This is a genomic window from Streptomyces lacaronensis (assembly GCF_047337785.1).
Lineage (GTDB): Bacteria > Actinomycetota > Actinomycetes > Streptomycetales > Streptomycetaceae > Streptomyces > Streptomyces lycopersici.
In genome coordinates this window covers 8,880,480-8,904,265 of sequence record NZ_JBLHDK010000003.1, presented here as the reverse complement: position 1 = coordinate 8,904,265, position 23,786 = coordinate 8,880,480, and the positions used below count along the sequence as shown (strand labels likewise).

Sequence of the window (23,786 nt, the reverse complement as noted above, 5' to 3'; positions counted from 1 at the left end):
CCCGTCATGGACTTCGCATTCGACGCCCGGACCGAAGAGCTCCGCGCCAAGCTGCTCGCCTTCATGGACGAGCACGTCCATCCCGCGGAGGCGGTCGCCGAGGAGCAGCGGGCCGCCCTCGACTCCCCCTGGCTGACCCCGCCGATCGTCGAGGAGCTCAAGGCCGAGGCCCGCCGCCAGGGCCTGTGGAACCTCTTCCTGCCCGACGCCGAGTACGGCGCGGGGCTGACCAATCTCCAGTACGCCCCGCTCGCGGAGATCACCGGCCGCAGCCCCCAGCTGGCCCCCACCGCCCTGAACTGCGCCGCCCCCGACACCGGCAACATGGAGGTGCTCGCCCAGTTCGGCGACGAGCGGCAGCGCAAGCAGTGGCTGGAGCCGCTGCTCGCCGGCGAGATCCGGTCGGCCTTCGCGATGACCGAGCCCGAGGTCGCCTCGTCCGACGCGACCAACATCGAGACCCGGATCGAGCGCGACGGCGACGACTACGTCATCACCGGGCGCAAGTGGTACATCTCCGGGGCCATGAACCCCGACTGCAAGATCTTCATCGTGATGGGCAAGACCGACCCGGAGGGCGCCGATGTGCGCCGCCAGCAGTCGATGGTGCTGGTGCCGCGCGACACTCCGGGTGTCGAGGTGCGTCGGGCGATGCGGGTGTACGGCTACGAGGACCACTACCACGGCGGCCACGCCGAGGTGGTCTTCGACCGGGCGCGGGTGCCGGTCGGCAACCTCATCGGCGAGGAGGGCGGCGGCTTCGCCATCGCCCAGGCCCGCCTCGGCCCCGGCCGGATCCACCACTGCATGCGGCTGATCGGCATGGCCGAGCGCGGTATCGAGCTGATGTGCCGACGGGCGGCGGCCCGGCAGGCGTTCGGCAAGGCGCTCGCCCAGCAGGGGCAGGTGCACGAGTGGATCGCGGACGCGCGGGTCGCGGTCGAGCAGCTGCGGCTGCTGGTGCTGAAGACGGCCTGGCTGATGGACACGGTGGGCAACCGCGAGGCGCACACCGAGATCCAGGCCATCAAGATCGCGACTCCGCGGACGGTGGTGGAGATCCTGGACCGGGCGGTGCAGTTGCATGGCGCGGGTGGGGTGAGCCAGGACTTTCCGCTGGCCGAGCTGTGGGCCGCCGCGCGTACGTTGCGGCTGGCGGACGGTCCGGATGAGGTGCATCAGCGGTCGCTGGCGCGGCGGGAGTTGAAGCGGTACGTGTAGCTGGGGCGGTGGGTGTGGGGGCGGGGTGGGGTTTGTTCCCCGCCCCGCCCCTTCCCGCAACCGGGGGCTCCGCCCCCGGACCCCCGGTCCTCAAACGCCGGACGGGCTGGTTTTACGGCCGTAGCGCGCGCATCAGGAGGTCGGCCAGGTGGTCGGCGACCTCCTGGGGGGCCCAGCGGCCGCCGGGCCGGTACCAGGTGCCCAGGTGGTGGACGGAGCCGAAGTGGTAGTCCACCACCAGGTCCGCCGGGGTCCGGGAGCTGAACACCCCGGCCCGCTGCCCCTCCTCGATCAGCGCGCGGAACCGCTCGTGGTAGCGGCGCCGCTCGACGCGCACCTGCTTGTGCTTCTCCGGGCTGAGTTGGTGCATCGACCGGAAGAAGATGGTCGCGTCGTCGAGGTTCTCGATGGTGGTGACCACGACATCGGCCGCCGCCTCCCGCAGCCGCGTCTCCACCGGCGCGTCGGCGTCCGCGAAGGCGTCCAGCCGCTCCTGCTGGAGCCGGAGCACCCGGCCGTAGATCTCGTGGAGCAGATCGTCCTTGGAGCCGAAGTAGTGGTAGAGCGCGCCCTTGGTGACGCCCGCCGCCTCGACGATCTCCTGTACGGACGTCCGGTCGTAGCCCCGCTCCGCGAAGAGGCGGGTGGCAGCGGCCAGCAGCCGCTGTGGCACCGGCTGTCCGTCACCGTCCGTCGCTCTGGCCATGGTCGCCACCCGTTCTCTTCCTCTTCTCTCTCATCCTCGCAGTTCCCGCCGGAGGATCTTGCCACTGGTCGTCTTCGGCAGCTCGGGCAGGATCTCCACCTCGCGGGGGTACTTGTACGCGGCAAGCCGCTCCGCACAGTACGCGGACAGCTCGTCCGGTGTGACCTCGGCCCCTGATCGGAGGCTCACATACGCCTTGACCGTCTCGCCGCGGTACGCGTCGGGTTTGCCGACGACGGCCGCCTCCCGCACGGCGGGGTGAGTGTAGAGCACGTCCTCGACCTCACGCGGCCACACCTTGAACCCCGAGGCGTTGATCATGTCCTTCTTGCGGTCGACCACGTACAGCCAGCCGCCCTCGTCCATGAAACCGATGTCGCCGGTGCGCAGTTCCCCGTCGGGGAGGGCGGCCGCGGTCGCCTCCGGGCGCCGCCAGTAGCCGGGCACCACCATCGGGCCGCGGACGACGATCTCGCCCTGCTCGCCGAACGGCACGTCCCGCCCCTCGTCGTCCGCGATGCGCACGACGGTGTCGGCGCCGGGGACGCCGACGGCGAGGGTGCCGGAGACCGGGTCGACGGGGGCACGGACCCCGGGCGGGACGCTGGCGCAGGGCGCGGTGCACTCGGTGAGGCCGTAGCCGTTGTGCAGATACGGACCGAAGCCGGACTGGAACCGCTCGACCAGCGCGGGCGGCAGCGGGGCGCCGCCGGAGGAGATGATGCGGAAGGACGAGAAGTGGTCGCGGGTCGCCCGGGGGTGGGCCATCAGCGCCATGAAGGCGGTGGAGGGGCCCACGGTGTAGAGGGGGCGGTGCTCGGCGAAGGCGTCGAGGACGACGCCGGTCTCGAAGCGGTAGGCCAGGGCGAGGGTGCCGGCTCCGGAGACGCACGCGCACAGCTGGCAGACCATGCCGGTGATGTGGAACAGCGGGGCGAGCGCGAAGAGCGTCGAACCGGTGGGCAGCTCATGGAGGAGGTGCTGCCGGTCGGCGTTGTAGGAGATGTTGCCGTGGGTGTTGGTGGCGCCCTTGGGGGTGCCGCTGGTCCCGGAGGTGTAGCTGATCAGCGCGATGTCATCGGGGCTCGGGGCGGGGACGGACGGCGGGCGGGCCCCGGCGCGGGCGACGGCGAGGAGGTCCCGGGTGTCCTCGGGGACCGGGATGGGCTGGTCGCGCAGCACCCGCTCGTCGTCGCGGGTCTGGAGGTCGCGGGCGTCGGCGGTGAGGGCGATGCGCACCGGGGACGCGGCGGCCGTGTCGCGTATGTAGTCCTCCCAGCCGTGGCGGGAGCAGACCAGGGCGCTCGCCTCGGCGTCGCCGAGGATGTGCGCGAGCTCGGCGCCCTTGTACATGGGGTTGACCGGGACGACCGTACCGCCCGCCTTCCACGCCCCCAGCAGCGCGAGCACGAAGTGCGGGGTGTTCTGGAGCATGATCGCGAGGCGGTCGCCGGGCCGGAAGCCGCGCTCGGCGAGATGGCCGGCCATGCCGTCGGAGAGCTCGTCGGCCTCCCGGTAAGTCAGCCGTCCGTCGAAGTAGGCGAGCGCCGGATGATCGGGGGCGGTGCGCACGGCGTCCCGGAACGCGTGCAGTGGACTCGGCCGCGGGACGATCGGCCGGCGCTGTTTCTCATTGAGCTGAGCGAGCCATGGCTGGTCCTGGTACGTGGTCATGGGAGCGGCCCTGTCTGGACGGGGGCGAGGGTGGTGGGGCGGGAAGGTACGAAAGAGACGGGAGCGACCGGCCGCGGGGTCAGCCCGAGGTCCCGGACGCCGTCTCGAGCTCTTCGAGCTTGCGCTGGAGCTTGTTGATGCCGCCCAGCCAGCGGTCGGTGTCACCGGCGCGGGAGGCGTAGTGGCGGGCCACCTCGGGGTGCGGAAGGATCAGGAAGCGCTCCTCCTCGATGCCCGCGAGGACCGCGTCGGCCACCTGCTCGGGCTCGATCGCGGTGGGCGCCAGCACCAGCTCCCCGGCGGTCCCGGAGGCGGTGAGCATGTCGGTGCGCACCCCCTGCGGGCAGACGGCGTGGACGCCGATGCCGCGGTGGCGGTAGGTGGCCGAGAGCCATTCGGCGAAGGCCAGCGCGGCGTGCTTGGAGACGGCGTACGGCGCCGAGCCGATCATGGTGAGGATCCCGGCGGCGGAGACGGTGGCCACGAAGCGGCCGCTGCCGCGCTCCAGCCACTCGGGCAGCAGCTCCCGGGCGGCCCGCACATGGGCCATCACATTGACGTCCCAGGACTGCTGCCACAGCGCCTCGTCGGCCTCGGGGCCACCGTCGTGGCCGACGCCCGCGTTGGCGCAGAAGATGTCGATGGCGCCGCCCAGCGCCTCGCGCGCCGCGGGTACGACACCGGAGGCGTCACCGGGGACGGGGATCTGGCCGATCTCCCCGGCGACGGAGGCGGCCTTGGCGGCGTCGAGGTCGTTGACCACGACCCGGGCGCCCTCGGCGGCGAAGCGCCGGGCGAGGGCGGCGCCGATGCCGCCGCCCGCTCCGGTGACCACTACACGCGCCCCACGCACGGTACCCACGATTCGCAGCTCCTCGGCTCGGCTCGGATCGGCTTTCCGCCCGGCTCGGCCTCTGCCCCGCCCGGCGTCCGCCCAGCAGACTAACCAGTCGGTATGTGTGAACGGAAGAGGCACATCCGCCACCCCGGACGGCCGAGGGGTTGCCCACGGGCGGCGGGCGGGTTACCGGCCGGGGCGCTCCTTGCGCATGACGCTGCGCCACCGCGCGTTCTCCCCGGCGAGCGCGCTCCACAGCACATTGAGCGGATGGCCGGCGTCCTGCGCGGTGCGCTCCCCGGCCCGTACGAACACCCCGACCAGCACTTCCAGCTCCGGCCCCATGCCGTCGGTCAGCTCCAGGGTGCGCAGCCCGGCCCCGGCCCGGATCCGCCCGTCGGCCACCGCGTCGCCGATGCCCTCGGTGACCAGCACACAGCCGCGCAGCACCCCCGAGGAGAGCAGCTCAAGACCGTACTGCACGGTGTCGATCTCGGCGGCGATGTGCAGTTCCTGGCGGTAGCGGGCACCGAACCAGCCGCGCAGGAAGCCGGGTATGAGGCCGTCGGCGGAGACCGCGAGCGGCAGCCGGGGCAGCTCGCTCACCGGGACCGAGGGCCCGGGCTGTTCCTCGGCGTCGAGGTTGGTGACCAGGGACAGCCCGCTGCGCCGCCACTCCATCACCTCGAAGCCGTCGAGCCGGTCGTCGTGGCCCGCCGTGGTGAGGACACTGCCACAGACCAGGTCGAGCTCCTTGGCGTCGAGCCGCTGGAGCAGATCCCGGGTGCGCACATGCTCGACCTTGAGCTCGACGCCCCGGCCGTCGAATTCCTCGGTGACCAGTTCCACGGCATTCAGCAGAAAGCCGAGGGTGTAACGGGTTGAGCCGACCACGAGCCGGCCGCCGAGCCGGCGGCGGCAGTCGTGCAGCCCCTCCCGCCAGTCCTCCAGGGTGCCGCGCGCGAGTCCGGCGAGTGACTCCCCGGTCGCGGTGAAGAGCACATTCTGACTGCGTCCCCGTTTGACCACCAGCGGCTCTCCGCACAGCGCGCCGAAGTTCCGGTTCAGGGTGTCCAGTTGTTTCTGCACACTGGACTGCTCCCGCCCCAGCAGCCGGGCGGCGCCCAGCGCGGTGCCCGCCTCATGCACCGCGAGCAACGTCCTGAGCTGGTCCATCGTGGTGTCCAGCAGCGCCGTCGGGTACTGCCATCGATCCTTTAAGGGCATTCCGGCCTTCCGCTCGAAGAGTATTCGGCACCCCAATGACGTTTCCGTTCGCAGCATAGTGCAGCGTGTTGTCATGTACTGATCCCGAGAACAGCGGCGATATTCTTCCGATGGATATTCGGGAATTCCCAATCGCCGGATGGTGACGGAGCCCGGCATTCCACGTTCCGCCCGTCCCATTCCGGGTAAGTCGAACGTCTGGCCGATTGTCCGACGGCGACCGTACGCGTGTCGTATGGCCAGCGGTCGGGGCAGTTGGGACGATGCACGCACATCGGACCATCCGAGGGGAAAGAACGATGACGGGGATGAGCGTAAGGCCGTACTGGGAGCTGAGATTCGACGCGGACGGGGACGTCGACACCAGGCAGCGGGACCGGCTGCTGGAACAGGCCGCTCAGCAGGAGCTCACCGATCTGGTGGTGTTCGCGCACGGCTGGAACAACACCCGGACGATGGCCACACGACTGTACGACCGCTTCTTCGCGCCCTTCCCGGGGCTGCTCGGCGAGGCGGGCCCGGCGCGGCTGGGCTATGTGGGAGTGGTGTGGCCGTCGATGCGGTTCGCCGACGAGTCGCTCGGGGGGTTGCCGCGGGAACAGGCGCCCGGCGCGCCCCCGGGGCTGGACGCGGACACCCACCGGGCGCTGGACGTGGTCTTCCCGGGGCGGCAGCAGATCGTGGCGCGCCTCGCGGAGCTGCTGGCCGAGCGGCCGGAACGGCTGGCGGCGCTGGACGAGTTCGCGGTGCTGGTGCGCGGTCTTGTGCGGGTGCGCGGGATGTCCGGCGGCGCGGGGGACGTGGCGGACACGGGCGCGGAGCCGGACGAGGACGGCGTACCGGCGATGTTCGGGGAGGACGTGACGGAGGTCTGCGAGCGGTTCGCCGCCGCGCTCACCGAGGCGCGCGGGAAGACCGACGCGGAGGACCGCGCCGTCTTCGACAGCGGGCTCGGCGGGCTCTGGAACGGGGCGCACGAGCTGCTGCGCCAGGGGACGTACTACGTGATGAAGCGGCGGGCCGGCACGGTCGGGCGCGAGGGCCTCGGGCCGGTGCTCGGCGCCCTCGCGTCCCTCCGGGCCGCGCCGCGGCTCCATCTGGTCGGCCACAGCTTCGGCGGTCGGCTGGTGTCGTTCGCGCTGACCGGTCTGGAGGAGGACGCCACGGTGGCGTCGGTGACCCTGCTCCAGGGGGCGTTCTCGCACTACGCCTTCACGGAGCGGCTGCCGCACGCGGCCGACCGCGGCGGGGTGCTGCTCGACGCCCCGCGCCGGGTCGGCGGGCCGGTGGTGTCCTGCCATTCGCGCCATGACACGGCGCTCGGGCTGCTGTATCCGGTGGCGTCGCGGGTGTCCTGGGACGATGCCTCGCTGCTGCCGGGCGACATCCGCTGGGGGGCGATCGGGTACGACGGCGTCCAGGCGGTGGAGGGCTGCCCGCGGCTGGAGCTGGCCGAGGCGCTGGACGGCCCGTTCCCGGCCGGGGGCTGTGTGAGCGTCGATGTCTCGGAGGTGGTCCGGCACGGTGTGCCGCCGGCCGGGGCACACAGCGACATCTGCCATGAGGAGCTGGCCCGGGTGGTGCTGCGCGCGGGCCGGATCGGAGCGGGGTAGCGGACCGGGGGCGGGGCCTCGCCGGATGCGGGGCCCCGCCCCTCGTGGCCTCGGCGGTGGGCCGTCCTCATGGCTCAGCGGTGGGCCGGAAACTCCACCACCTGCTGGAAGGTGGGCCGGTTCTGCCAGCTGATCTTGTCGTGGGTGAGCCCGCCGACGGGCCGTTGGATGATGGCGTCGGCGCACCACTGGTCGCCCGCGGAGCAGTTGTCGTCCCCCGGGTAGACCTGGGCGGCGGTCTTGCCCACGGCCGTCTTCAGGCTGGTCAGCAGGGCGTCACGACAGGCGGTCAGCTGCCCGCCGCCGCAGTACGGGCGGGCCAGCGGGCCCTTGACGTCCTCGCCGAGGACCGTGCGCAGGTCCTTGTCGACATAGGACCACCAGCCGTACTGGAAGGAGGACCCGGCGTGCGAGCCGGTGGGGCCGTGCCCGGCCGAGGGCGATTCGTCGACGGACAGATTGGTGCGCAGCGCGTCGTAGAGCCCGTCACCCAGGCCGGACTTGAACTCGGCCTCGACCAGCAGCGGCCACCAGGCGTCCATGACGCGTACCGCGTCGGCGTGCCCGTAGGTGTGCGATCCGGCGCTGGTCTCATGGCGCTGTGAGCCCGCCGACTGCCATGAGTCCAGCTGAGTTACGACCGTCGCCAGCTGGGGGTCGTCGATGGGCTTGGAGCGCACGACCTTCAGCAGCTCCGGCAGCACGTCCTCGCCGCGCAGATCGGTGACGGCCGCCTCGGCCATGGCCCGGGTGAGCGCGGAGCGGGTGACACCGCCCTTGCGGACCAGGGCGCGCACCCGGTCGTCGAGGAGGTTGCCGCGGTGCACCGAGCCGTTGCCGAAACCGGCCGCGCCGTAGTCCTTGGCCAGTTTGTTGTTCCAGCTGATGTAGTAGTCCTGGTCGATGGACTGCGGGTGTTCGGCGGGCGGGGTGGCGGCCGCGGTGTTGTCCTTCGGGTCGAAGTCCCGCCATTCATAGGCGGTTTCGGCCTTCACCGGCAGCGAGGAGTCGACGTCCGCGGCGCGCACCGGGTTGAGCCCGCTGTTGTAGTACCCGGTCTGCCGGGAGTCGGCGTAGAACCAGTTGAAGGTGTAGTTGATGTGCTGCGCCGCGCTCTGGAAGGACTTGGCGTCGGTCACATAGCCGGGGTCGTTGAGCATCTGGAAGCCGATGATGGAGTCGGCCTCGTGGCGGTAGGTGGAGCGCAGCATGGTGTAGGCCACCGGTTTGCCGCCGACGGTCGCGCGATGGGTCACCAGCCCGTACTTGGTGCGGTAGACCTGCATCCGGTACGAGCCGGCGGCGGTGGAGTCGGCGAGGGTGGGCTTCCAGGCGTTGCGCCGCTCGAGCTTGTCCATCGGCACGCAGTCGCCGCGAAAGCGGTAGTACGTGGAGTCCTTGGACGGCGCGGAGCCGTCCGGGGAGCACAGCTCGACCGCGTAGGTGTCGGTGATGTCCTGGGCGGAGGTGGTGGCGCTCCAGGCGTAGTCCTGGCCCCGGCCGAGCTGGACGTACATCCCGACCCCCGCGAAGGAGGCGCCGCGGGCGCTGATCCCCGGGCCCTGGATCTCCTGGAGCATCAGCAGCTGCGGGGCGAAGTAGCCGGCCTGGGGGCCGAAGACGGCCACCGGGTGGCCGCTCTCGGTGTACTTGCCGGAGACCACGAGCGCGTTGGACATGCCCTTCTTGCGGCTGAACAGATCGCGGGGCAGCACCCCGTCGTCGTAGATGCCGCGCAGCGGCTCCAGGGCCGGCTTGGGGGCCTTGACCTGGGTGCGGGCCTTGGTGGCGGCGCCGCCCTCGCGGTCGTGGACGAGCTGTTCGGGGGTGACCGAGCCGCTGTCGGGCAGGGCGGTGCCCTTGGGCGCCGCGGGCTTCCCGGCATACGGGAAGCTGCCGTCCCGTACGGTCAGCACCGCCTCCGGGTCGTTGCGCTCCCGGAAGGACTCCCACACCTTGGTGCCCTCGGCGAGGCCGTACTTCTGCTGGGCGGCGAGCATCGAGAGCGCGCCCTCCACCTCGCCGCCCCCGCCGTTGCCGAACAGCGCGCCGACGACGGAGGCGAGGGCGATCAGGTCGGTGAGCTTGAACGGCTGGATATCACCGGCGTTGGTGATCGCGTCGATATGGCCGGTGAGCACGTACTCACCGGGGAAGTACCGGCCGTCCTTGGACTTCTTGGCGTAGGCGTTGATGCCGTCGACATACGCCTGGGCGTCGGCCAGCGCCTGGCGGCCGCGCTCTCCGCCGTGGGCGAGGATGTAGTCGATCTGCGCCTGGTAGTCCTCCTCCGTGTACGGCGCCTGGCGGAAGAAGTCCTGTTCCAGGCCCTGGTTGGCGGGGGCGCCGCCGGCGAAGGGGGTCAGCTCGCCGCGGCCCACATGGCGGAAGAGGTCCATCAGCCACAGCCGGTCCTGGGCGGCGGCGTATCCGGCGCCGTACTCGGTGCCCTCGCGGGTGGTGCCCTGGATGTGCGGGACGCCGGTCTTCTTGTCGCGGGTGATCGTGACGTCGTCGCGCGGCTTGGTCACGGAGGCGACCTGGTCGGCGGGGACTCCGAAGGAGGAGTCGTTGAAGAAGCTGTTCAGCTTGTCGTCGGTGAGGGTGGGGTAGCCGCTCGCCAGATCGCCGTACGGACCGAGCTGGTCGGCGCTGTGCTCGGGGTGGGTCCCCAGCACCCGGTTGGCCAGGATGTCGGCGAGGGTGGCGTTGCCGGTGGCGCCCGGCGGGAGGATGTCGGAGCACTGGCCCCGGCAGTAGTCGGTGGCGGCCGCCGCGGCGGGCTCCGCCCGGGCCGGCTGGGGCACCGGGGCCGCGAGGGCGATGCCGAGGCCGAGCGCGGCGGCCGCGGCGAGCACGGTACTGGTGAGCTTGCGGGTTCTGGTGGGCCTGGGGGTTCGTCGTCGCATGTGCGCTCCTCCCGATTGCCGTCGGACGGAGGTTACCGGCGGTATTAGCGGCCCGGAAGATGAGCGGGCGTCAACTTCCTTCCGCTTGGGGACAAATGAGGACTGCCCGCGAAGATCCAGGGAATTCGATGGATCCGGATCGCGCTGCGTTACGTCCATTCGACAACGAGTCGGGTCCGCAATCGCGGAGGTGGTAGGAAGTGGCCGGTTTCAGAGCACTCGCACGAGAGGTCCGCAATCCACGCAGACACATCACCGCTCGGCGCACATCGCTGCGCAAATGCCTGGAACGGTTCGCGCCGTACGGGCACCGGGCAACCTGGCACCATCTGTGCACCCGCTCCGGGATCACCCCGGACGATCGCAGGCCGGACCCCCTACGACTGCTCACCGCCCTTGAGGAGCTCGAGGAGGCCCGCACACTGTGGCTCGCGTACGAGGCGGACTTCGCCGCCCGGCGCAGGCAGGAGAAACTTCTCGGCATCCGGCAGCCCAGCGCTGTCGACGACTGGCATCTGCGCACCTGGGGCGGATGCGACATCATTCCCTGCGAGAGCCCCTCGACCCATCCCGACGACCGCCTCGCGGATGTACTGCGACGGCTGATCGCGGCGATGGAGTCGGGCCCGGGGGCGGCCTGCCCGGTCTGCGTCCGACCGGGCCTGGTCTGGCGCGAGGACCTGGACCGCTATCCCTCGGCCGGGCCGGTCTGCGCGGACTGCGGCATCGTGGTGCCGCTGCCGCTGCTGACCACCGAGGCCCTGGCGGCGGCGCGGCGCGTGGTCCGGATGAGCCGGTACGCCACCGTATGACACCCGGCCGCCCCGGCCGGGAGCGCGCTCGTCGGAACCTTTGAGCACCGGACGACCGGCGAGCGCGCCGGAATCCCCTGAGACTGCCGTCGATCACGGTCGACGGCCGGCACTCGCCCTCGACAACCGGCACTCGCCGTCGACCGCTGACACTGGCCGTCGACCGCTGACGCACGCCGATGGCCGCGTCGGCGCGGACCGCGTTGACAGGGCCCAGGTCAGCCCACCATGCTGAGCAGTCGCTTAGTGAGTGGTCGCCCGGGAGGCACGCATGACAGAGCCCAGGATCTTCACCTCGCCCGATGAACTGCGGTCCGCGGTCGGCGAGGAACTCGGCCCCAGCGACTGGCTGGAGATCGACCAGAAGCGCATCGATCTGTTCGCCGACGCGACCGGCGACCACCAGTGGATCCATGTGGACCCGGAGAAGGCGGCCGCCGGTCCGTTCGGCACCACGATCGCGCACGGCTATCTGACGCTGTCCCTGCTGCCGTCGTTCACCCCGCAGCTGCTGCGGGTCGAGGGCGTGAGCATGGGCATCAACTACGGGGTCAACAAGGTCCGTTTCCCCTCCCCCGTCCCGGTCGGCTCCCGGCTGCGCGCCACCGGCCGGATCGTGGACGTGGCCGAGGTCAAGGACGGTCTCCAGATGACGCTGACGGTGACCCTGGAGCGGGAGGGCGGCGACAAGCCGGTGTGCGTGGCGGAATCCGTCGTCCGCTACTACCGCTGACCGCCGCCGGCGCCCACCATGCGCAGCACCAGACCCGCGTAGAGGTCGCCGACCTCGTCGGGGGTGCTGCGCCCGGCGGCGTTGAACCAGCGGGCGACGTCGATGCACAGGGACAGCACCGCGACCGTGGTGCCGCGGACGTCGGGGACGTCGAAGACGCCCGCCTTCACCCCGTCCTCGATGATCGAGCGCACCGCCCCGTCCGTGGCCTTGCGGACCGCGATGACCTCGGCGTGGTGCTCCTCCGCGAGCGCGCCGAGCTCGTACTGCACCACGCGCGCGGTCGTGTGGTGCTCGGCGTGCCAGCGGACGAAGGAGCGGACGGCGGCGGCCAGCCGCTCGGCGGGGGTGCCTTCGCTGTCCCGCGCCCGCTCCAGGATCGACAGGGCCCGCTCATGGCCGACCTTGCTGATCTGGTAGAGCAGCTCTTCCTTGGTCTTGTAGTGGATGTAGAGCGCGGCCGGGCTCATTCCGGCGCGGCTGGCGATGTCCCGGGTGGTGGTGGCGTGGTAGCCACGCTCCGCGAAGGCGTGCACGGCGGCGCTCACCAGCCGCCGGGCGGCGTCGGGGGTGATGTCGCCCCAGGGCTCGACCTTGCCTCCGGTGTTCTTGGGCTCCGCGTCCATGGCGCACACCCTACACGGAGAGTGAGCAAGCGCTTAGGCCCTGTCCGGTGGATCCTCGCGCCTGTGACATCAGCGGCTGACGCCGCGGGGCCCGCGCGGTGTCCGGGACCGCGGTGGACCCTCAGCGGGCCGCCGCCGTCTCGGTGCCCACCCGGCCGGGGAACTCCGCGCCCAGCAGCCGCAGCAGCGGGGTCGCCTTCACGGCCGTCTCCTCGAACTCCTCATCCGGGTCGGACAGCGCCACGATCGCCCCGCCCACCCCGTACCTGACCCGGTCCGGGGTCACCACCAGGGTGCGGATCACGATGCTCAGATCGCACGCCCCGGACAGCGAGAAGTAGCCGATGGCGCCGGAGTACACCCCGCGCGGCCCCGCCTCCAGATCGTCGATGATCTGCATGGTGCGGATCTTGGGCGCGCCGGTCATCGACCCGCCGGGGAAGGCGGCGCGCACGCTCTCGACCGCGGAGGTGGACGGCCGCAGCGTGGCGCGTACCGTGCTGACCAGCTGATGGACCGTCGCATAGGTCTCGACGTCGAATATCTTGGGCACCCGCACCGAGCCGATCTCCGCGGTGCGGCCGAGGTCGTTGCGCACCAGATCGACGATCATCAGGTTCTCGGAGCGGTCCTTCTCGCTGGTCGCGAGGTCCACCCGCAGCAGTTCGTCCTCGGCCGGGGAGCCGCCGCGCGGCCGGGTGCCCTTGATCGGCTGGGACTCCACGGTGCCGTCCCGGAAGACCCGCAGAAAGCGCTCGGGCGAGGTGCTCAGCACGGACAGCGGGCCGAAGCGGAGCAGGGCGGCGAACGGCGCGGGGCTGAGCCGGCGCAGATACTGGTACGCGGCCCACGGGTCCACCGGGCCGTCGGCCTCGGCCATGTTCGTCAGGCACACCTCATAGGTCTCCCCCGCGGTGATCAGCTCCTGGCAGGTGGCGATCATCTCCAGGTAGCGCTCGCGGTCATGGCGCAGCCGTACTTCGTCCGGGCCGGTGGTGAGCGGGGTGGGGCCGGGCTCCCGCCCGGCCAGCTCCGCGAGCCGGTCGGCGGTCCCGCGCAGCCATGTCCGGGCCTGCTCCTCGCCGCCCCGCCGCTCGCCCTCCTCCGCCAGGGCGAGGAGGTAGGTGGTCGAGGTCTGGTGGTCGAACACCACGGCGCGATCCGCGAAGACCATCGCGGCGTCGGGCTCCGGGGAGCGGTGGGTGCGCTCACCGCCGCATTCGGCCTTGAGCTCGTACCCGAGGTATCCGGTCCAGCCGAGGGCGAAGTCGAAGGGCAGCGCGGGCAGTTGGACCCGGGCGGCGCGCAGGTCGCGCTCGATCCAGGTCAGGAACTCCTCGTGCAGCACCTCGCGGGAGCCGCCCGCGGTGACGGTGACCGTGCCCGCCCAGGTGTCGGCGGTGGCGACCCGGGCGAGCGGCCCGGAGGCGTCCCCCATCATCGAGAACCGTCCGCGCTCGCCCCCGGTGGCACTGCTGTCCAGCCAGAAGGCGTGTCCGTCGGCGCGGAACAGCCGGTCGAAGACGACCTCGTCGGACCAGCGGGTGGGCAGGGTCTCCACCAGCACCCGCAGGGACCGCGGGGTGGCGCGCGGGGCGGCGGTGGGCTCCGCGCCGCCCCGGGGGGAGGAGCGTCTGCCGCGCCGCCGCGCCGCCGGTTCCACTCCCCGCCGGGTCTGCCAGGACCGGGTGAGGCCGGCGAAGTTGCCCAGCAGCAGCCGGCCGTGCTCGGTGCAGATGGACTCGGGGTGGAACTGCACGCCCCACAGGGGTCGTCCGCGGTGGGCGATCCCCATCAGCACACCGTCCTCGGTCCAGGCGGTGGCCCGCAGCTCCTCGGGCAGGTCGGTGACGGTGAGCGAGTGGTAGCGGACGACGTCGAAGGGGCTGGGCAGCCCGGCGAAGAGGCCGGTGCCGTCGTGGGTCACCCGGGACAGCCGCCCGTGCCGGGGCTCGGGGGCCCGGACCACCCGGGCGCCGCTCAGCAGGCCCACCCCCTGGTGGCCCAGGCAGACGCCGAGCAGCGGCAGTGCGCCTTCGAGGACGATGTCGCGGCAGACGCCGAAGTCGGCCGCGCGCTCGGGGCTGCCGGGTCCGGGGGAGATGACGACGTTGTCGAAGTCCCGCAGCATCTCGGGCTTCCAGCCGGGGTCGTCGTGCCGGATCACCTCGGGCTCCCGGTCGCCCACCTCGGCCAGGTAGTGGAACAGGTTGTAGGTGAACGAGTCGTAGTTGTCTACCAGCAGCGTGCGCATCGAAACCTCGAACCTATCGGAACTTAAGGATGACCGGCACGGTTCACCCCGCGCGGAGCAGCGAGGTGAACGCGTGGACCGTTTCGGCGGCCTGCGCGGGGTTCAGCCGGGGGTCACACCGCTTCCGGAGCGGATCGTGTTGCCGTGCATGGGATCGCTCAGCCAGACCACCGGGATCCCGGTCTCCGCGACCGCCTCGACCAGCGGCGGCAGCAGCCAGCCGATCCGGTCCGCGCCCATGCGCACGATGAAGGCCAGCCGGCCGGGCCGGCGCTCGGGGTTGAGCAGCCGGGCCAGTTCCACCAGGTCCGCCGGGGTCGCGGACGGCCCCACCTTGACGCCGACGGGGTTGCGGATCGAGGCGGCCAGCCGGATGTGCGGCCCCTCGGGGTCCCTGGTCCGCTCGCCGATCCAGCCGAAGTGGAGGGAGGAGGCGAAGCCGGCGCCGTCGGCGGCCGCCCGGATCAGGGACAACTCATAGGGAAGCAGCAGCAGTTCATGGGAGGCGTGGATCCGCTCGGCGTCGTCGTGGGCCGTCTGTTCGTTTCGCATCGTGGACAGCACGGCGGCCGCGCGGTCGTAGGCGGTGAGCAGTCGGTCCGGGTCGGGGATCCGGGCGCGCGGGTCGGCGGCGGCGCCGTTGACCGCGTCTCCCCGGTAGACGGGTAACCGGCTCCCGTCGGGGAGCACGTCGTACGGCGCCGATCTGGGCTTGGCGTACTGGCCCGCGATCCGGCCCATCGTCACCACCGGAAGGCCGAGACCGGTGCGGATCACCATGGCCAGCTCGCGCAGCTGCCCCAGTTTGCGCCGCACCGGCCGCGGCGCGGCGTCGGCGAACAGCTCGGCGCAGTCCCCGCCTTGGAGGACGGCGGCCTCGCCGCGCTGCACCGCGGCCATCCGCCGGGTGAGCTGCTCGGTCTCCTCCGGGGAGATCAGCGCGGGGCGGCCGCTCAGGGCGTGCCGGATCTCCTCGAGCCGGTCCGGGTCGGGCCACGGCGGCTGCTGAGCGGTCACCTTCTCCGCGGTCGGGCCGGGAGCGGTCATGAAGGAGCCTCCACTGGTCGAGCCGGACACATCCTGCTGAAGCGCCGAGGCGGCGCGGGACACCCGTGAGGCCCGCGAACCGGCTGGCGGGACGGGTCGACGGAACCGAGGAAACGGACGCATCCGCTCCCGGTCGCAAATCCGCGACCAGCGGAGATAGAAATGGTGAATATACGTCCGTCACTCCTTCGAGTGAATTTCTCCATCACTCGGAAGGGATTACCAGCGGTTACCACCGGAATTTCCGGCTCAGAGCCCCCGTTGCGCAGCCGACGACACGGTCGATTCAACGCGGCAGGGAGCTTAGCAATGGGGGGTAACCGTAAGCGACAGTTCCGCCGGTATTTCGGAATGTGACGAAGGTCACATGCGTAAGGCTTGCACTCAGACTCGCCTTCTATAGTGTTTTCGACCTGCGCTTATCCAGTGGGGGCACTGCAACGGATGGCGTAGAAATCACATGAGACTTACGGGGGTAAGTGAATGTCTCTTCCATCGCGTCGTCTCCGAGCACCGGCTTCCGGAGACCGCCCTTAACGCCCTGCCTCCCGGTAGTGGCTATCTCGGCATTTTCCCAGCTCAGACGGCCTTTATGGCCCGTGCGAGCAATTGCTGACCGCTGGGCCGCCGATCCTTCGACAGCCATCCGCAAACGCCGGGACAAAGCCATGACCGCCTTAGGCGGCATGGCCGCACAGCGACGCGCCCATTCTCATCCGAGCCGCAAGCCGGCGTTGGAGCAATACGTCATGCACTTAAGCACGAAGACCTCCCAGCCCGATACGAGAGCGCCCCGCAAACGCGTCATCCTCGCCGAGCCCCGTGGATTCCGCGCGGGCGTCCGCCGCGCCATTGCCATGGCCGAGCGGGCGCTTGAGGTATACGGCCCGCCTATTTATGTTCGAAAACAAATCGTCCACAACCACTACGTCGTCGGCCTCCTGGAGCGCAAGGGCGCACGCTTCGTGGAATCGGAATACGACGTTCCCGAAGGGGCCGTGTGCCTCTTTTCCGCACACGGTGTCCCGCCCGCCGTCCGCACCGCCGCGTCCATAAGAGATCCGCAGGTCATCGACGCCACCTGCCCCCTCGCCCAGCAGGCGGATCCGGTGCCGGCGGTGGGCTCGGAGGACTCCAGCGACTCCCGGCGGATGGTCGATGTCGCCCGCGACACCGGAACCCCCGCCCAGCTGGTCCCGGACGTCTCCGGGCTGGACAGCCGAGGCCGGGAACGACTCGACGACGCCTGGTCGAAGGTGCCATCGGACGCACCGGCCGGAACCCTCAGGAGGACGAAGTGACGGTCCATACGATGGCGACCCCCCGCCCCGCCCCGGCCCCGGCCACCACCGCCCGCCGGACGCTGATGAGCCTGCTGCCCCGGGTCGAGGAGCGGCTGCGCACCTTCCTGTCCGCGGAGTACGAGCGCTGGCACGGTCTCGACCCCCGCTCGACCGTCCCCATCGACGCGATCGCCGACCTGGTCGACGCGGGCGGCAAGCGGATGCGCCCGGCGTTCTGCCTGAGTGGCTTTCTGGCCGCCGGCGGCGATCCGGAGGACGGCCGGGCCATCCCCGTCGCCGCCGCGCTGGAGCTGCTCCACGCCTGTGCGCTGATCCACGACGATGTAATGGACGAGTCCGCGGTGCGCCGCGGCGCGCCGACCGTGCACACCAGCCAGGCCGCGCTGCACCGCGAGCGCGGATGGCAGGGCACGGCGGAGCGCTTCGGGGAGAACGTGGCGATCCTCGCGGGCGATCTGGCCCTGGTCTACTCCGACGAGATCATGGCCGAGGTGGAGCCCGCGGCGGCCGCCGAGTGGCATCTGCTGCGCTCGGAGCTGATCATCGGCCAGTACATGGACGTCGCGGCGTCCGTGGAGTTCGAGCCGGACCCGGAGACCTCGCGGTGGATCGCCATCGCCAAGTCCGGCCGCTACACCATCCACCGCCCGCTGGTCCTGGGCGCGGCCGTGGCCGGCCGCGCCGACGCGGCGCCGGCCTTCGAGAGGTACGGGGCGGCGCTCGGCGAGGCGTTCCAGCTGCGGGACGACCTGCTGGACGCCTTCGGGGACTCCGAGGTGACGGGCAAGCCGAGCGGTCTGGACTTCGAGCAGCACAAGATGACGCTGCTGATGGCCCTGGCCATCCAGCGCAACGCGCACATCCGCGAGCTGGTGCCCGCTCAGCTGCGGGGCGCCGACCACCTGCGGCGGCTGCTGATCGAGACGGGTGTGCGCGACGACGTCGAGAAGCACATCGACGGGCTCGTGGAGCGGGCCTGCCGCGCCATCGCCGAGGCCCCGCTGGAGCCGGAGTGGCGGGAGGAACTGGCCGCCATGGCCCACGAGGTCGCCTACCGGAGCGCCTGAGGCCACCGATGGGCACCGACAGCGACCGCACCCGGCGGCACCGACGCTTCAGGGAGCAAACCCGGATGACCCTGCTGGAGACCATCCACGGTCCCGCCGACATCAAGCACCTGGACGCCGGCCAACTCACCGAGCTCGCGGATGAGATCAGGCACTTCCTCATCGACAAGGTGCTGCGGACCGGCGGCCACCTGGGGCCGAACCCCAAGGGCCCGGTGGGGCCCGATATCCCCGCCGTCGACCAGCACGACGGCATCGATGTGCTGCACCGCTCCCCCGGCGACGACGTCCTGCTGGTGTCCGTGGGCGCCATGGCCGCGACGGCGTGCGAGGCGGCGCGCCGGCTCACCGAGGAGGGCCTGGGCGTCACGGTGGTGGACCCGGCCTGGCTCAAACCGGTCGACCCGTCGCTGATCAAGCTGGCGGAGCAGTACCGGCTCGTGGTGACCGTCGAGGACAACCTGCGCGTGGGCGGCTACGGCTCGCTGCTCGCCCAGGAGTTGCGCGACGCCGGTGTCCCGGCCCCGGTGTCCGGTTTCGGGATTCCGCAGCGCTTCCTGGACCACGGCGAACGCGCCGACATCCTCGCCGAATGCGGCCTGAGCCCCGAAGACCTGGCCCGCTCGATCCGGATGCGGATCGCGGCCGACCGTGCGCCGGGCGTCCGGCGCCTCGAGGAGGATTTCCGATGACCGTCGATCTCGGCCTGCCCGCCGCGCCGCCACCGGTGCTCGGCAAGCGCCGTGTCACCCGTCAGCTAAGCGTCGGCGCGGTGGGGGTCGGCAGCGACTTCCCCGTCTCCGTGCAGTCCATGACGACCACCGTCACCGCCGATGTCAACGCCACCCTCCAGCAGATCGCCGAGCTGACCGCGACCGGCTGTGACATCGTCCGGGTGGCCTGCCCCAGCCAGGACGACGCCGACGCGCTGCCGCAGATCGCCCGCAAGTCCAAGATCCCGGTGATCGCCGACATCCACTTCCAGCCCAAGTACGTGTTCGCCGCCATCGAGGCGGGGTGCGCGGCGGTGCGGGTGAACCCGGGGAACATCAAGAAGTTCGACGACAAGGTCAAGGAGATCGCCCGCGCCGCGAAGGACCACGGCACCCCGATCCGCATCGGGGTGAACGCCGGCTCTCTGGACGCGCGGCTGATGGCCAAGCATGGCAAGGCAACCCCCGAGGCGCTGGTGGAGTCGGCGCTGTGGGAGGCGGAGCTCTTCGCCGAGCACGACTTCCACGATCTGAAGATCTCGGTGAAGCACAACGACCCGGTGGTCATGGTGCGCGCCTATGAGCTGCTCGCCGAGTCCTGCGACTATCCGCTGCACCTGGGGGTGACCGAGGCGGGCCCCGCGTTCCAGGGCACCGTCAAGTCGGCGGTGGCCTTCGGCGCGCTGCTGCGACAGGGCATCGGCGACACCATCCGGGTGTCACTGTCGGCGCCTCCGACGGAGGAGGTGAAGGTCGGCACCCAGATCCTGCAGTCGCTCAATCTGCGGCCGCGCAAGCTGGAGATCGTCTCCTGCCCCTCCTGCGGCCGGGCCCAGGTGGATGTGTACAAGCTGGCCGACCAGGTCACCGCCGGTCTCGAGGGCATGGAAGTGCCGCTGCGGGTCGCGGTGATGGGGTGTGTGGTCAACGGCCCGGGTGAGGCGCGGGAGGCCGATCTCGGTGTCGCGTCCGGCAATGGCAAGGGCCAGATCTTCGTCAAGGGGAAGGTCATCAAGACCGTACCCGAGAGCAAGATCGTGGAGACCCTGATCGAGGAGGCCATGCGCCTGGCCGAGGAGGCGGGCCCGCGGGACGCCCCCGGGTCCCCCACCGTCAGCGTGGGATGAGGGGGCATCCGTGAAGCGCCTGACTACGCGGGTCGCGATCGTCGGGGCGGGCCCCGGCGGCCTGCTGCTCTCCCATCTGCTCCAGCTCCGCGGGGTGGACTCGATCGTGCTGGAGCGGCGGAGCCGGAGTCATGTGGAGAAGCGGGTGCGGGCCGGGCTGCTGGAGGGCGGCACCGTGGACTTCCTGCGCGAGGCCGGTCTGGCGGACCGGCTGGACCGCGAGGGGCTGGTCCACGAGGGCTTCGTCTTCCGGTTCGGCTCGCGCGCCCACCGGATGCCCTTCACCGAGCTGACCGGCCGGACCGTCCATATGTACGGCCAGCAGGAGCTGGTGAAGGACCTGGTCCGGGCCCGGACCGAGGCCGGGGCAGGGCTGTGGTTCGACGTCCCCGACGTCGAACTGCGGGGCCTGGAGACGGACACACCGGCCGTGCGCTGCACGGTGGCGGGCGAACCGGTGGAGATCGCCTGTGACTTCGTGGCGGGCTGCGACGGATTCCACGGGGTCTCCCGCCGCTCCGTGCCGCCCGGCGCGCTGACGACCTATGAGCGCGCCTATCCGTACGCCTGGCTCGGGGTACTGGCCCAGGCGCCGCCCGCCGCCGAGGAGCTGATCTACGCGGTGCACGGCCGCGGCTTCGCGCTGCACAGCATGCGCTCCCCGGCGGTGAGCCGGCTCTATCTCCAGGTGGAGGCCGGTGAGTCGGTGGAGAACTGGCCCGATGAGCGGATCTGGAAGGAGCTGCACACCAGGCTGGACATCGACGGCGCCCCGGAGCTGACCGAGGGGCCGGTCCTGGAGAAGAGCTGTGTGGCGCTGCGTGGTTTCGTCACCGAGCCGATGAGCTACGGGCGGCTGTTCCTGGCCGGGGACGCCGCGCATATCGTGCCGCCGACCGCGGCCAAGGGGCTCAACCTCGCCGTGGCGGACATCAAGGTGCTCGCCGCGGCCTTCCGGGAGTTCTACGAAACCGGCGACCGCGGCCCGTTGGACGGCTATTCGGCCGCCTGTCTGCCCGGGGTCTGGCAGGCGCAGGAGTTCTCCGACTGGATGTCGCGGCTGCTGCACCGGCCGACGGAGGGCCGGGGGTTCGACGAGCGGCTCCAGCACGCCCGGCTCGAGGCCGTGGTGCACTCCCCCGCCGCCGCGCGGAACTTCGCCGAGAACTATGTGGGCCTGGCGCGGGAGCGGACCCCGGCCCGGGGAGGACGGCCGTGACCTCACTGACGAGCGAGAGCCGGACGACGGCGCCCACCCGCCGCGGCGGGGACGTGGCACGCGGGCTGTTCCGGCTGTCGAAGATCTTCGTGTACCAGAACTACTTCGGCTGGGGCATGGCGTGGCTCGCCCTGAGCCCGCAGGCGCGCGACCGTCCGGGGACCACCGCCGCGATGCTGCTGTTCCTGCTCGGCTCCATGGGCATCGTCACCTGCACCTGCGCCACCGACGACCTGGTGGGCTTCCGCAACGGCAGCGACGCCCGCAACTACAAGGCCGGCGACACGGGGCGCGACATCCGCGGCAAGCCGCTGCTCAGCGGGGCGGTCACCGAGCGCGAGGCGGTGCGGTTCATCGCCTGCGCGGCCTCGGTCGCGGTGCTCGCGGGAATCGGCGCGTTCTGGGCGCTGGACTGGCGGGCCCCGGCCGTGGCGTACCTCCTCTACGGGGTCGGGTTCTTCTTCAGCGTGCAGTACTCGGCCGGGCTGCGGCTGAGCTACCACCGGGGCGGTGCGGAGACGCTGCTGTGCCTGGCCACCACGGCCGGGCTGCTGGCCCCGTATCTGGCGGTGGAGCGGCACTGGTCGTCCCCCGCGGTGCTGGTGGGCCTGTTGCTGGGGCTCTGGCTGGTCATGGTCAGCAGCTACTCCAACGTCAACGACGCCGACGGGGACCGCTCGGTGGGCCGCCGGACGCTGGCCGCGTCGACCGGGCCGCGGGTCTACAAGACCGCCATGGCCGTCTTCTTCCTGGCCTCGGCCACGCTGATCTGCGTCCTGGGCCTGACCACCCGGTGGCCGTGGTGGACCCTGCTGACCCTGCTGCCCGCCACCGCTCTCCACGCGGCCCAGCTGCGCGAGGGCCCGCTGCGGGGGCGCTGGCTGAGCGCCCGCAAGCTCGGGCTGTACGCCTACGACCTGGGCTTCCTGGGTCTGCTGGCACCCGCGCTGTACGTCCTGTCCTGACCGTTCGTCCAGTCCCAGCGTTCGCACCCCCCGTACACGAGGAGATGAGCATGGCGGCGCGTTCCCAACGGCCCGTCAACGTAGGCCGGTTGTTCCACTGGGCCGCCGAACAGGGCAGGCCGACGGTCATGCATCTGGACCGGCCCTTCGACATCGCCCCGGACTCCGGCACCCGCTTCGACGTGCCCGCCCTGGCGGTGACGGTGGAGGACGCCGCGGGCTGGCTGCACGGGGCGGGGCTGCGCCACGGCGACCGGCTCGCCATCGTCAAGGAGAACCACTACGACTTCATCCTGCTCGCCGCGGCCGCCGCCCGGCTCGGGGCGCTGCCGGTGATGATCGCGCCCATCCGGTCGGAGGCGCATATCCGCACCCTGCTCACCAGGATCTCCCCGAGGGTGCTGGTGATGGGCACCACGGTACTGGCGCGGATGGCCGCCGCCGGAATCGCCCTCGACGACCCGGGGATGACGGTCGTGGCCGTCGGCGAGGACCGCCCGGGGCTGCCCGGGGAGACGCTGCGCATCGACGACGTGCGCGGCGGCGCCCGGCCGCCGGTGCGGTTCCGCGGCCGCCATGAGCCCATGCTGGTCACCCACACCTCGGGCACCACCGGCGTGCCGAAGCTGGTGGTGCACTCGCCCGCGACCACGCTCGCGGCCGTGCCGTTCCGCATCGAGTCCTACCGGCTGCCGCTGATGACCTCCCGGCCGGAGGACGTGGTGGCCAGCGGGATCTCCTTCGCCCACAACCGCAATCTGTCCTGGACCAACGGGACGCTGTTCCGCGGGCCGAGGAAGATGGTGATCCTCTCAGAGCCTGGCCTGGAGAACGTGGCGCGCATGCTGGCCGCGCACCCGCCCACCTCGCTGGAGGCCTGTCCGAACGTCTTCCAGTACTGGGAGGAGCTGGCCGACACCCGGCCCGAACTCTTCGCGGGCGTACGGCGGTTCATCAGCACCTTCGACGCGGTGCACCCCAGGACGGTCCGCAAGTTCCTCGGCGCCTCCCGGGTCCGGCTGCCGCTGTGGGCCTGGGGCGTGGGGCAGTCGGAGATCGCGGGCATCGCCGCCGGGGTGGCCACCCGCTCCATGGTCCGACCGGGCAAACCCCGGGCGCACGACGCGACCAACGTCGGCTTCCCGCCGCTGGTCCGGGTCAAGGTCGTGGACCCGGAGACCGGCCGCAAACGGCCCCGGGGGAAGCCGGGGCTGCTGATGGTGCGGACCAAGTCGCGCTGTCTGACCTATCTGGGCGAGGACGACCGGCACCGCGCCAAGGACCAGGGCCGCTGGTGGAACACCGGCGACCTGGGCGAGTACGCGGGCTACGGCCGCATCCGGCTGATCGACCGCGAGGTCGACATGATCCCCGGGATGAGCGGCATCGAGCTGGAGTCCACCCTGCTCGACCGGCTGGACCGGGCCTCCGAGGTGATCGTGCTCGGGGTCCCCGGGCAGCTGCCGGTCCCGGTGCTGTGCATGCGCGACGACGCCCTGGACCCCCAGGAGTGGGACCGCGCCCGCCGTGGCCTGCCCGAGATGGACAAGCCCCGGCTCGTGCCGTGGGACGAGATGCCGCGCACCGCCACCTGGAAGGTGCGCCGGGGGGAGCTGCGCGAACAGCTGCTGGGCAACAGCGACACCTACGGCACCGGCCAGTGGACCTGACCCGCGCCGCGCATCGCATCACGACGCAACGCATCGAGACGACCGCATCCACCATGAACGA

At 71.4% G+C, this 23,786-nt stretch carries 19 protein-coding genes; 11 read left to right on the top strand and 8 right to left on the bottom strand.

What is annotated here, in order from left to right; translation table 11 throughout:
* Positions 1 to 6: 6 nt before the first annotated feature.
* A complete protein-coding gene (locus ACMTAK_RS38385; RefSeq protein WP_413810414.1) occupies positions 7 to 1,221 on the top strand; it encodes an acyl-CoA dehydrogenase family protein in 1,215 nt (404 codons plus the stop codon).
* Between the two features lie 112 nt (positions 1,222 to 1,333).
* On the opposite strand, the gene ACMTAK_RS38380 is transcribed toward ACMTAK_RS38385, so the two are convergent.
* The 4 genes from ACMTAK_RS38380 to ACMTAK_RS38365 form a co-directional block, all read right to left on the bottom strand.
* A complete protein-coding gene (locus ACMTAK_RS38380; RefSeq protein ID WP_413810413.1) occupies positions 1,334 to 1,927 on the bottom strand; it encodes a TetR/AcrR family transcriptional regulator in 594 nt (197 codons plus the stop codon).
* A gap of 30 nt (positions 1,928 to 1,957) precedes the next feature.
* Positions 1,958 to 3,601: an AMP-binding protein gene (locus ACMTAK_RS38375; RefSeq protein WP_413810412.1), complete on the bottom strand. Its 1,644-nt coding sequence runs from the start codon at positions 3,599 to 3,601 to the stop codon at positions 1,958 to 1,960.
* Positions 3,602 to 3,680: 79 nt separating this feature from the next.
* Positions 3,681 to 4,463 carry an SDR family oxidoreductase gene (locus ACMTAK_RS38370; protein WP_413810411.1) on the bottom strand — a complete coding sequence of 261 codons (783 nt, stop codon included), beginning with the start codon at positions 4,461 to 4,463 and terminating at the stop codon, positions 3,681 to 3,683.
* A 162-nt stretch (positions 4,464 to 4,625) separates the two neighbouring features.
* Positions 4,626 to 5,666: a LysR family transcriptional regulator gene (locus ACMTAK_RS38365; RefSeq protein WP_413810410.1), complete on the bottom strand. Its 1,041-nt coding sequence runs from the start codon at positions 5,664 to 5,666 to the stop codon at positions 4,626 to 4,628.
* 299 nt (positions 5,667 to 5,965) lie between these two features.
* Between ACMTAK_RS38365 and ACMTAK_RS38360 the strand changes: the two genes are divergently transcribed.
* On the top strand, positions 5,966 to 7,279 hold the full coding sequence (locus tag ACMTAK_RS38360; protein ID WP_413810409.1) for a serine-threonine protein kinase: 1,314 nt from the start codon (positions 5,966 to 5,968) through the stop codon (positions 7,277 to 7,279).
* Positions 7,280 to 7,353: 74 nt separating this feature from the next.
* Here the strand turns inward: ACMTAK_RS38360 and ACMTAK_RS38355 are convergent, their stop codons facing one another.
* Positions 7,354 to 10,188 carry a penicillin acylase family protein gene (locus ACMTAK_RS38355; RefSeq protein WP_413810408.1) on the bottom strand — a complete coding sequence of 945 codons (2,835 nt, stop codon included), beginning with the start codon at positions 10,186 to 10,188 and terminating at the stop codon, positions 7,354 to 7,356.
* Positions 10,189 to 10,388: 200 nt separating this feature from the next.
* On the opposite strand from ACMTAK_RS38355, the gene ACMTAK_RS38350 reads away from it, so the two are divergent.
* Both ACMTAK_RS38350 and ACMTAK_RS38345 read left to right on the top strand, forming a co-directional pair.
* Positions 10,389 to 11,000: a hypothetical protein gene (locus ACMTAK_RS38350; RefSeq protein ID WP_413810407.1), complete on the top strand. Its 612-nt coding sequence runs from the start codon at positions 10,389 to 10,391 to the stop codon at positions 10,998 to 11,000.
* Between the two features lie 271 nt (positions 11,001 to 11,271).
* Positions 11,272 to 11,733 carry a MaoC family dehydratase gene (locus tag ACMTAK_RS38345; RefSeq protein ID WP_413810406.1) on the top strand — a complete coding sequence of 154 codons (462 nt, stop codon included), beginning with the start codon at positions 11,272 to 11,274 and terminating at the stop codon, positions 11,731 to 11,733.
* Here ACMTAK_RS38345 and ACMTAK_RS38340 read toward each other — a convergent pair.
* The 3 genes from ACMTAK_RS38340 to ACMTAK_RS38330 all read right to left on the bottom strand — a co-directional run bounded on the left by ACMTAK_RS38340 (position 11,724) and on the right by ACMTAK_RS38330 (position 15,660).
* A complete protein-coding gene (locus ACMTAK_RS38340) occupies positions 11,724 to 12,359 on the bottom strand; it encodes a TetR/AcrR family transcriptional regulator (protein ID WP_413810405.1) in 636 nt (211 codons plus the stop codon). The genes ACMTAK_RS38345 and ACMTAK_RS38340 overlap by 10 nt on opposite strands.
* Before the next feature lie 121 nt (positions 12,360 to 12,480).
* Entirely contained in the window at positions 12,481 to 14,613 is a 2,133-nt protein-coding gene (pabB, locus tag ACMTAK_RS38335) for an aminodeoxychorismate synthase component I (RefSeq protein ID WP_413810404.1), read from the bottom strand.
* A 102-nt stretch (positions 14,614 to 14,715) separates the two neighbouring features.
* Entirely contained in the window at positions 14,716 to 15,660 is a 945-nt protein-coding gene (locus tag ACMTAK_RS38330) for a 3-deoxy-7-phosphoheptulonate synthase (RefSeq protein WP_413810403.1), read from the bottom strand.
* Between the two features lie 749 nt (positions 15,661 to 16,409).
* On the opposite strand from ACMTAK_RS38330, the gene ACMTAK_RS38325 reads away from it, so the two are divergent.
* The 7 genes from ACMTAK_RS38325 to ACMTAK_RS38295 all read left to right on the top strand — a co-directional run bounded on the left by ACMTAK_RS38325 (position 16,410) and on the right by ACMTAK_RS38295 (position 23,725).
* Positions 16,410 to 16,961, top strand: a complete 552-nt coding sequence (locus ACMTAK_RS38325) for a hypothetical protein (protein ID WP_413810402.1) — start codon at positions 16,410 to 16,412, stop codon at positions 16,959 to 16,961.
* A gap of 11 nt (positions 16,962 to 16,972) precedes the next feature.
* On the top strand, positions 16,973 to 18,031 hold the full coding sequence (locus ACMTAK_RS38320; RefSeq protein WP_413810401.1) for a polyprenyl synthetase family protein: 1,059 nt from the start codon (positions 16,973 to 16,975) through the stop codon (positions 18,029 to 18,031).
* Positions 18,032 to 18,096: 65 nt separating this feature from the next.
* Complete coding sequence (locus ACMTAK_RS38315) at positions 18,097 to 18,723, top strand: transketolase C-terminal domain-containing protein (RefSeq protein ID WP_413810400.1); 627 nt, start codon at positions 18,097 to 18,099, stop codon at positions 18,721 to 18,723.
* Positions 18,720 to 19,871 carry a flavodoxin-dependent (E)-4-hydroxy-3-methylbut-2-enyl-diphosphate synthase gene (ispG, locus tag ACMTAK_RS38310; RefSeq protein WP_413810399.1) on the top strand — a complete coding sequence of 384 codons (1,152 nt, stop codon included), beginning with the start codon at positions 18,720 to 18,722 and terminating at the stop codon, positions 19,869 to 19,871. Before ACMTAK_RS38315 ends, ispG begins: the two co-directional genes overlap by 4 nt.
* 10 nt (positions 19,872 to 19,881) lie before the next feature.
* On the top strand, positions 19,882 to 21,090 hold the full coding sequence (locus tag ACMTAK_RS38305; protein WP_413810398.1) for a 4-hydroxybenzoate 3-monooxygenase: 1,209 nt from the start codon (positions 19,882 to 19,884) through the stop codon (positions 21,088 to 21,090).
* Positions 21,087 to 22,055 (top strand): UbiA family prenyltransferase, encoded by a 969-nt coding sequence (locus tag ACMTAK_RS38300; protein ID WP_413810397.1) that lies wholly within the window; start codon positions 21,087 to 21,089, stop codon positions 22,053 to 22,055. The genes ACMTAK_RS38305 and ACMTAK_RS38300 overlap by 4 nt, the downstream gene beginning before the upstream one ends.
* Before the next feature lie 50 nt (positions 22,056 to 22,105).
* Entirely contained in the window at positions 22,106 to 23,725 is a 1,620-nt protein-coding gene (locus ACMTAK_RS38295) for an AMP-binding protein (protein WP_413810396.1), read from the top strand.
* The last annotated feature ends 61 nt before the right edge of the window (positions 23,726 to 23,786 follow it).

Coding starts and splice junctions, on each gene's coding strand:
- ACMTAK_RS38295 (WP_413810396.1), top strand. CDS start 22,106: ATGGCGGCGCGTTCCCAACGGCCCGTCAACGTAGGCCGGTTGTTCCAC.
- ACMTAK_RS38340 (WP_413810405.1), bottom strand. CDS start 12,359: ATGGACGCGGAGCCCAAGAACACCGGAGGCAAGGTCGAGCCCTGGGGC.
- ACMTAK_RS38365 (WP_413810410.1), bottom strand. CDS start 5,666: ATGCCCTTAAAGGATCGATGGCAGTACCCGACGGCGCTGCTGGACACC.
- ACMTAK_RS38380 (WP_413810413.1), bottom strand. CDS start 1,927: ATGGCCAGAGCGACGGACGGTGACGGACAGCCGGTGCCACAGCGGCTG.
- ACMTAK_RS38315 (WP_413810400.1), top strand. CDS start 18,097: ATGACCCTGCTGGAGACCATCCACGGTCCCGCCGACATCAAGCACCTG.
- ACMTAK_RS38345 (WP_413810406.1), top strand. CDS start 11,272: ATGACAGAGCCCAGGATCTTCACCTCGCCCGATGAACTGCGGTCCGCG.
- ACMTAK_RS38385 (WP_413810414.1), top strand. CDS start 7: ATGGACTTCGCATTCGACGCCCGGACCGAAGAGCTCCGCGCCAAGCTG.
- pabB (WP_413810404.1), bottom strand. CDS start 14,613: ATGCGCACGCTGCTGGTAGACAACTACGACTCGTTCACCTACAACCTG.
- ACMTAK_RS38325 (WP_413810402.1), top strand. CDS start 16,410: ATGCACTTAAGCACGAAGACCTCCCAGCCCGATACGAGAGCGCCCCGC.
- ACMTAK_RS38355 (WP_413810408.1), bottom strand. CDS start 10,188: ATGCGACGACGAACCCCCAGGCCCACCAGAACCCGCAAGCTCACCAGT.
- ACMTAK_RS38375 (WP_413810412.1), bottom strand. CDS start 3,601: ATGACCACGTACCAGGACCAGCCATGGCTCGCTCAGCTCAATGAGAAA.
- ACMTAK_RS38360 (WP_413810409.1), top strand. CDS start 5,966: ATGACGGGGATGAGCGTAAGGCCGTACTGGGAGCTGAGATTCGACGCG.
- ispG (WP_413810399.1), top strand. CDS start 18,720: ATGACCGTCGATCTCGGCCTGCCCGCCGCGCCGCCACCGGTGCTCGGC.
- ACMTAK_RS38320 (WP_413810401.1), top strand. CDS start 16,973: ATGGCGACCCCCCGCCCCGCCCCGGCCCCGGCCACCACCGCCCGCCGG.
- ACMTAK_RS38330 (WP_413810403.1), bottom strand. CDS start 15,660: ATGACCGCTCCCGGCCCGACCGCGGAGAAGGTGACCGCTCAGCAGCCG.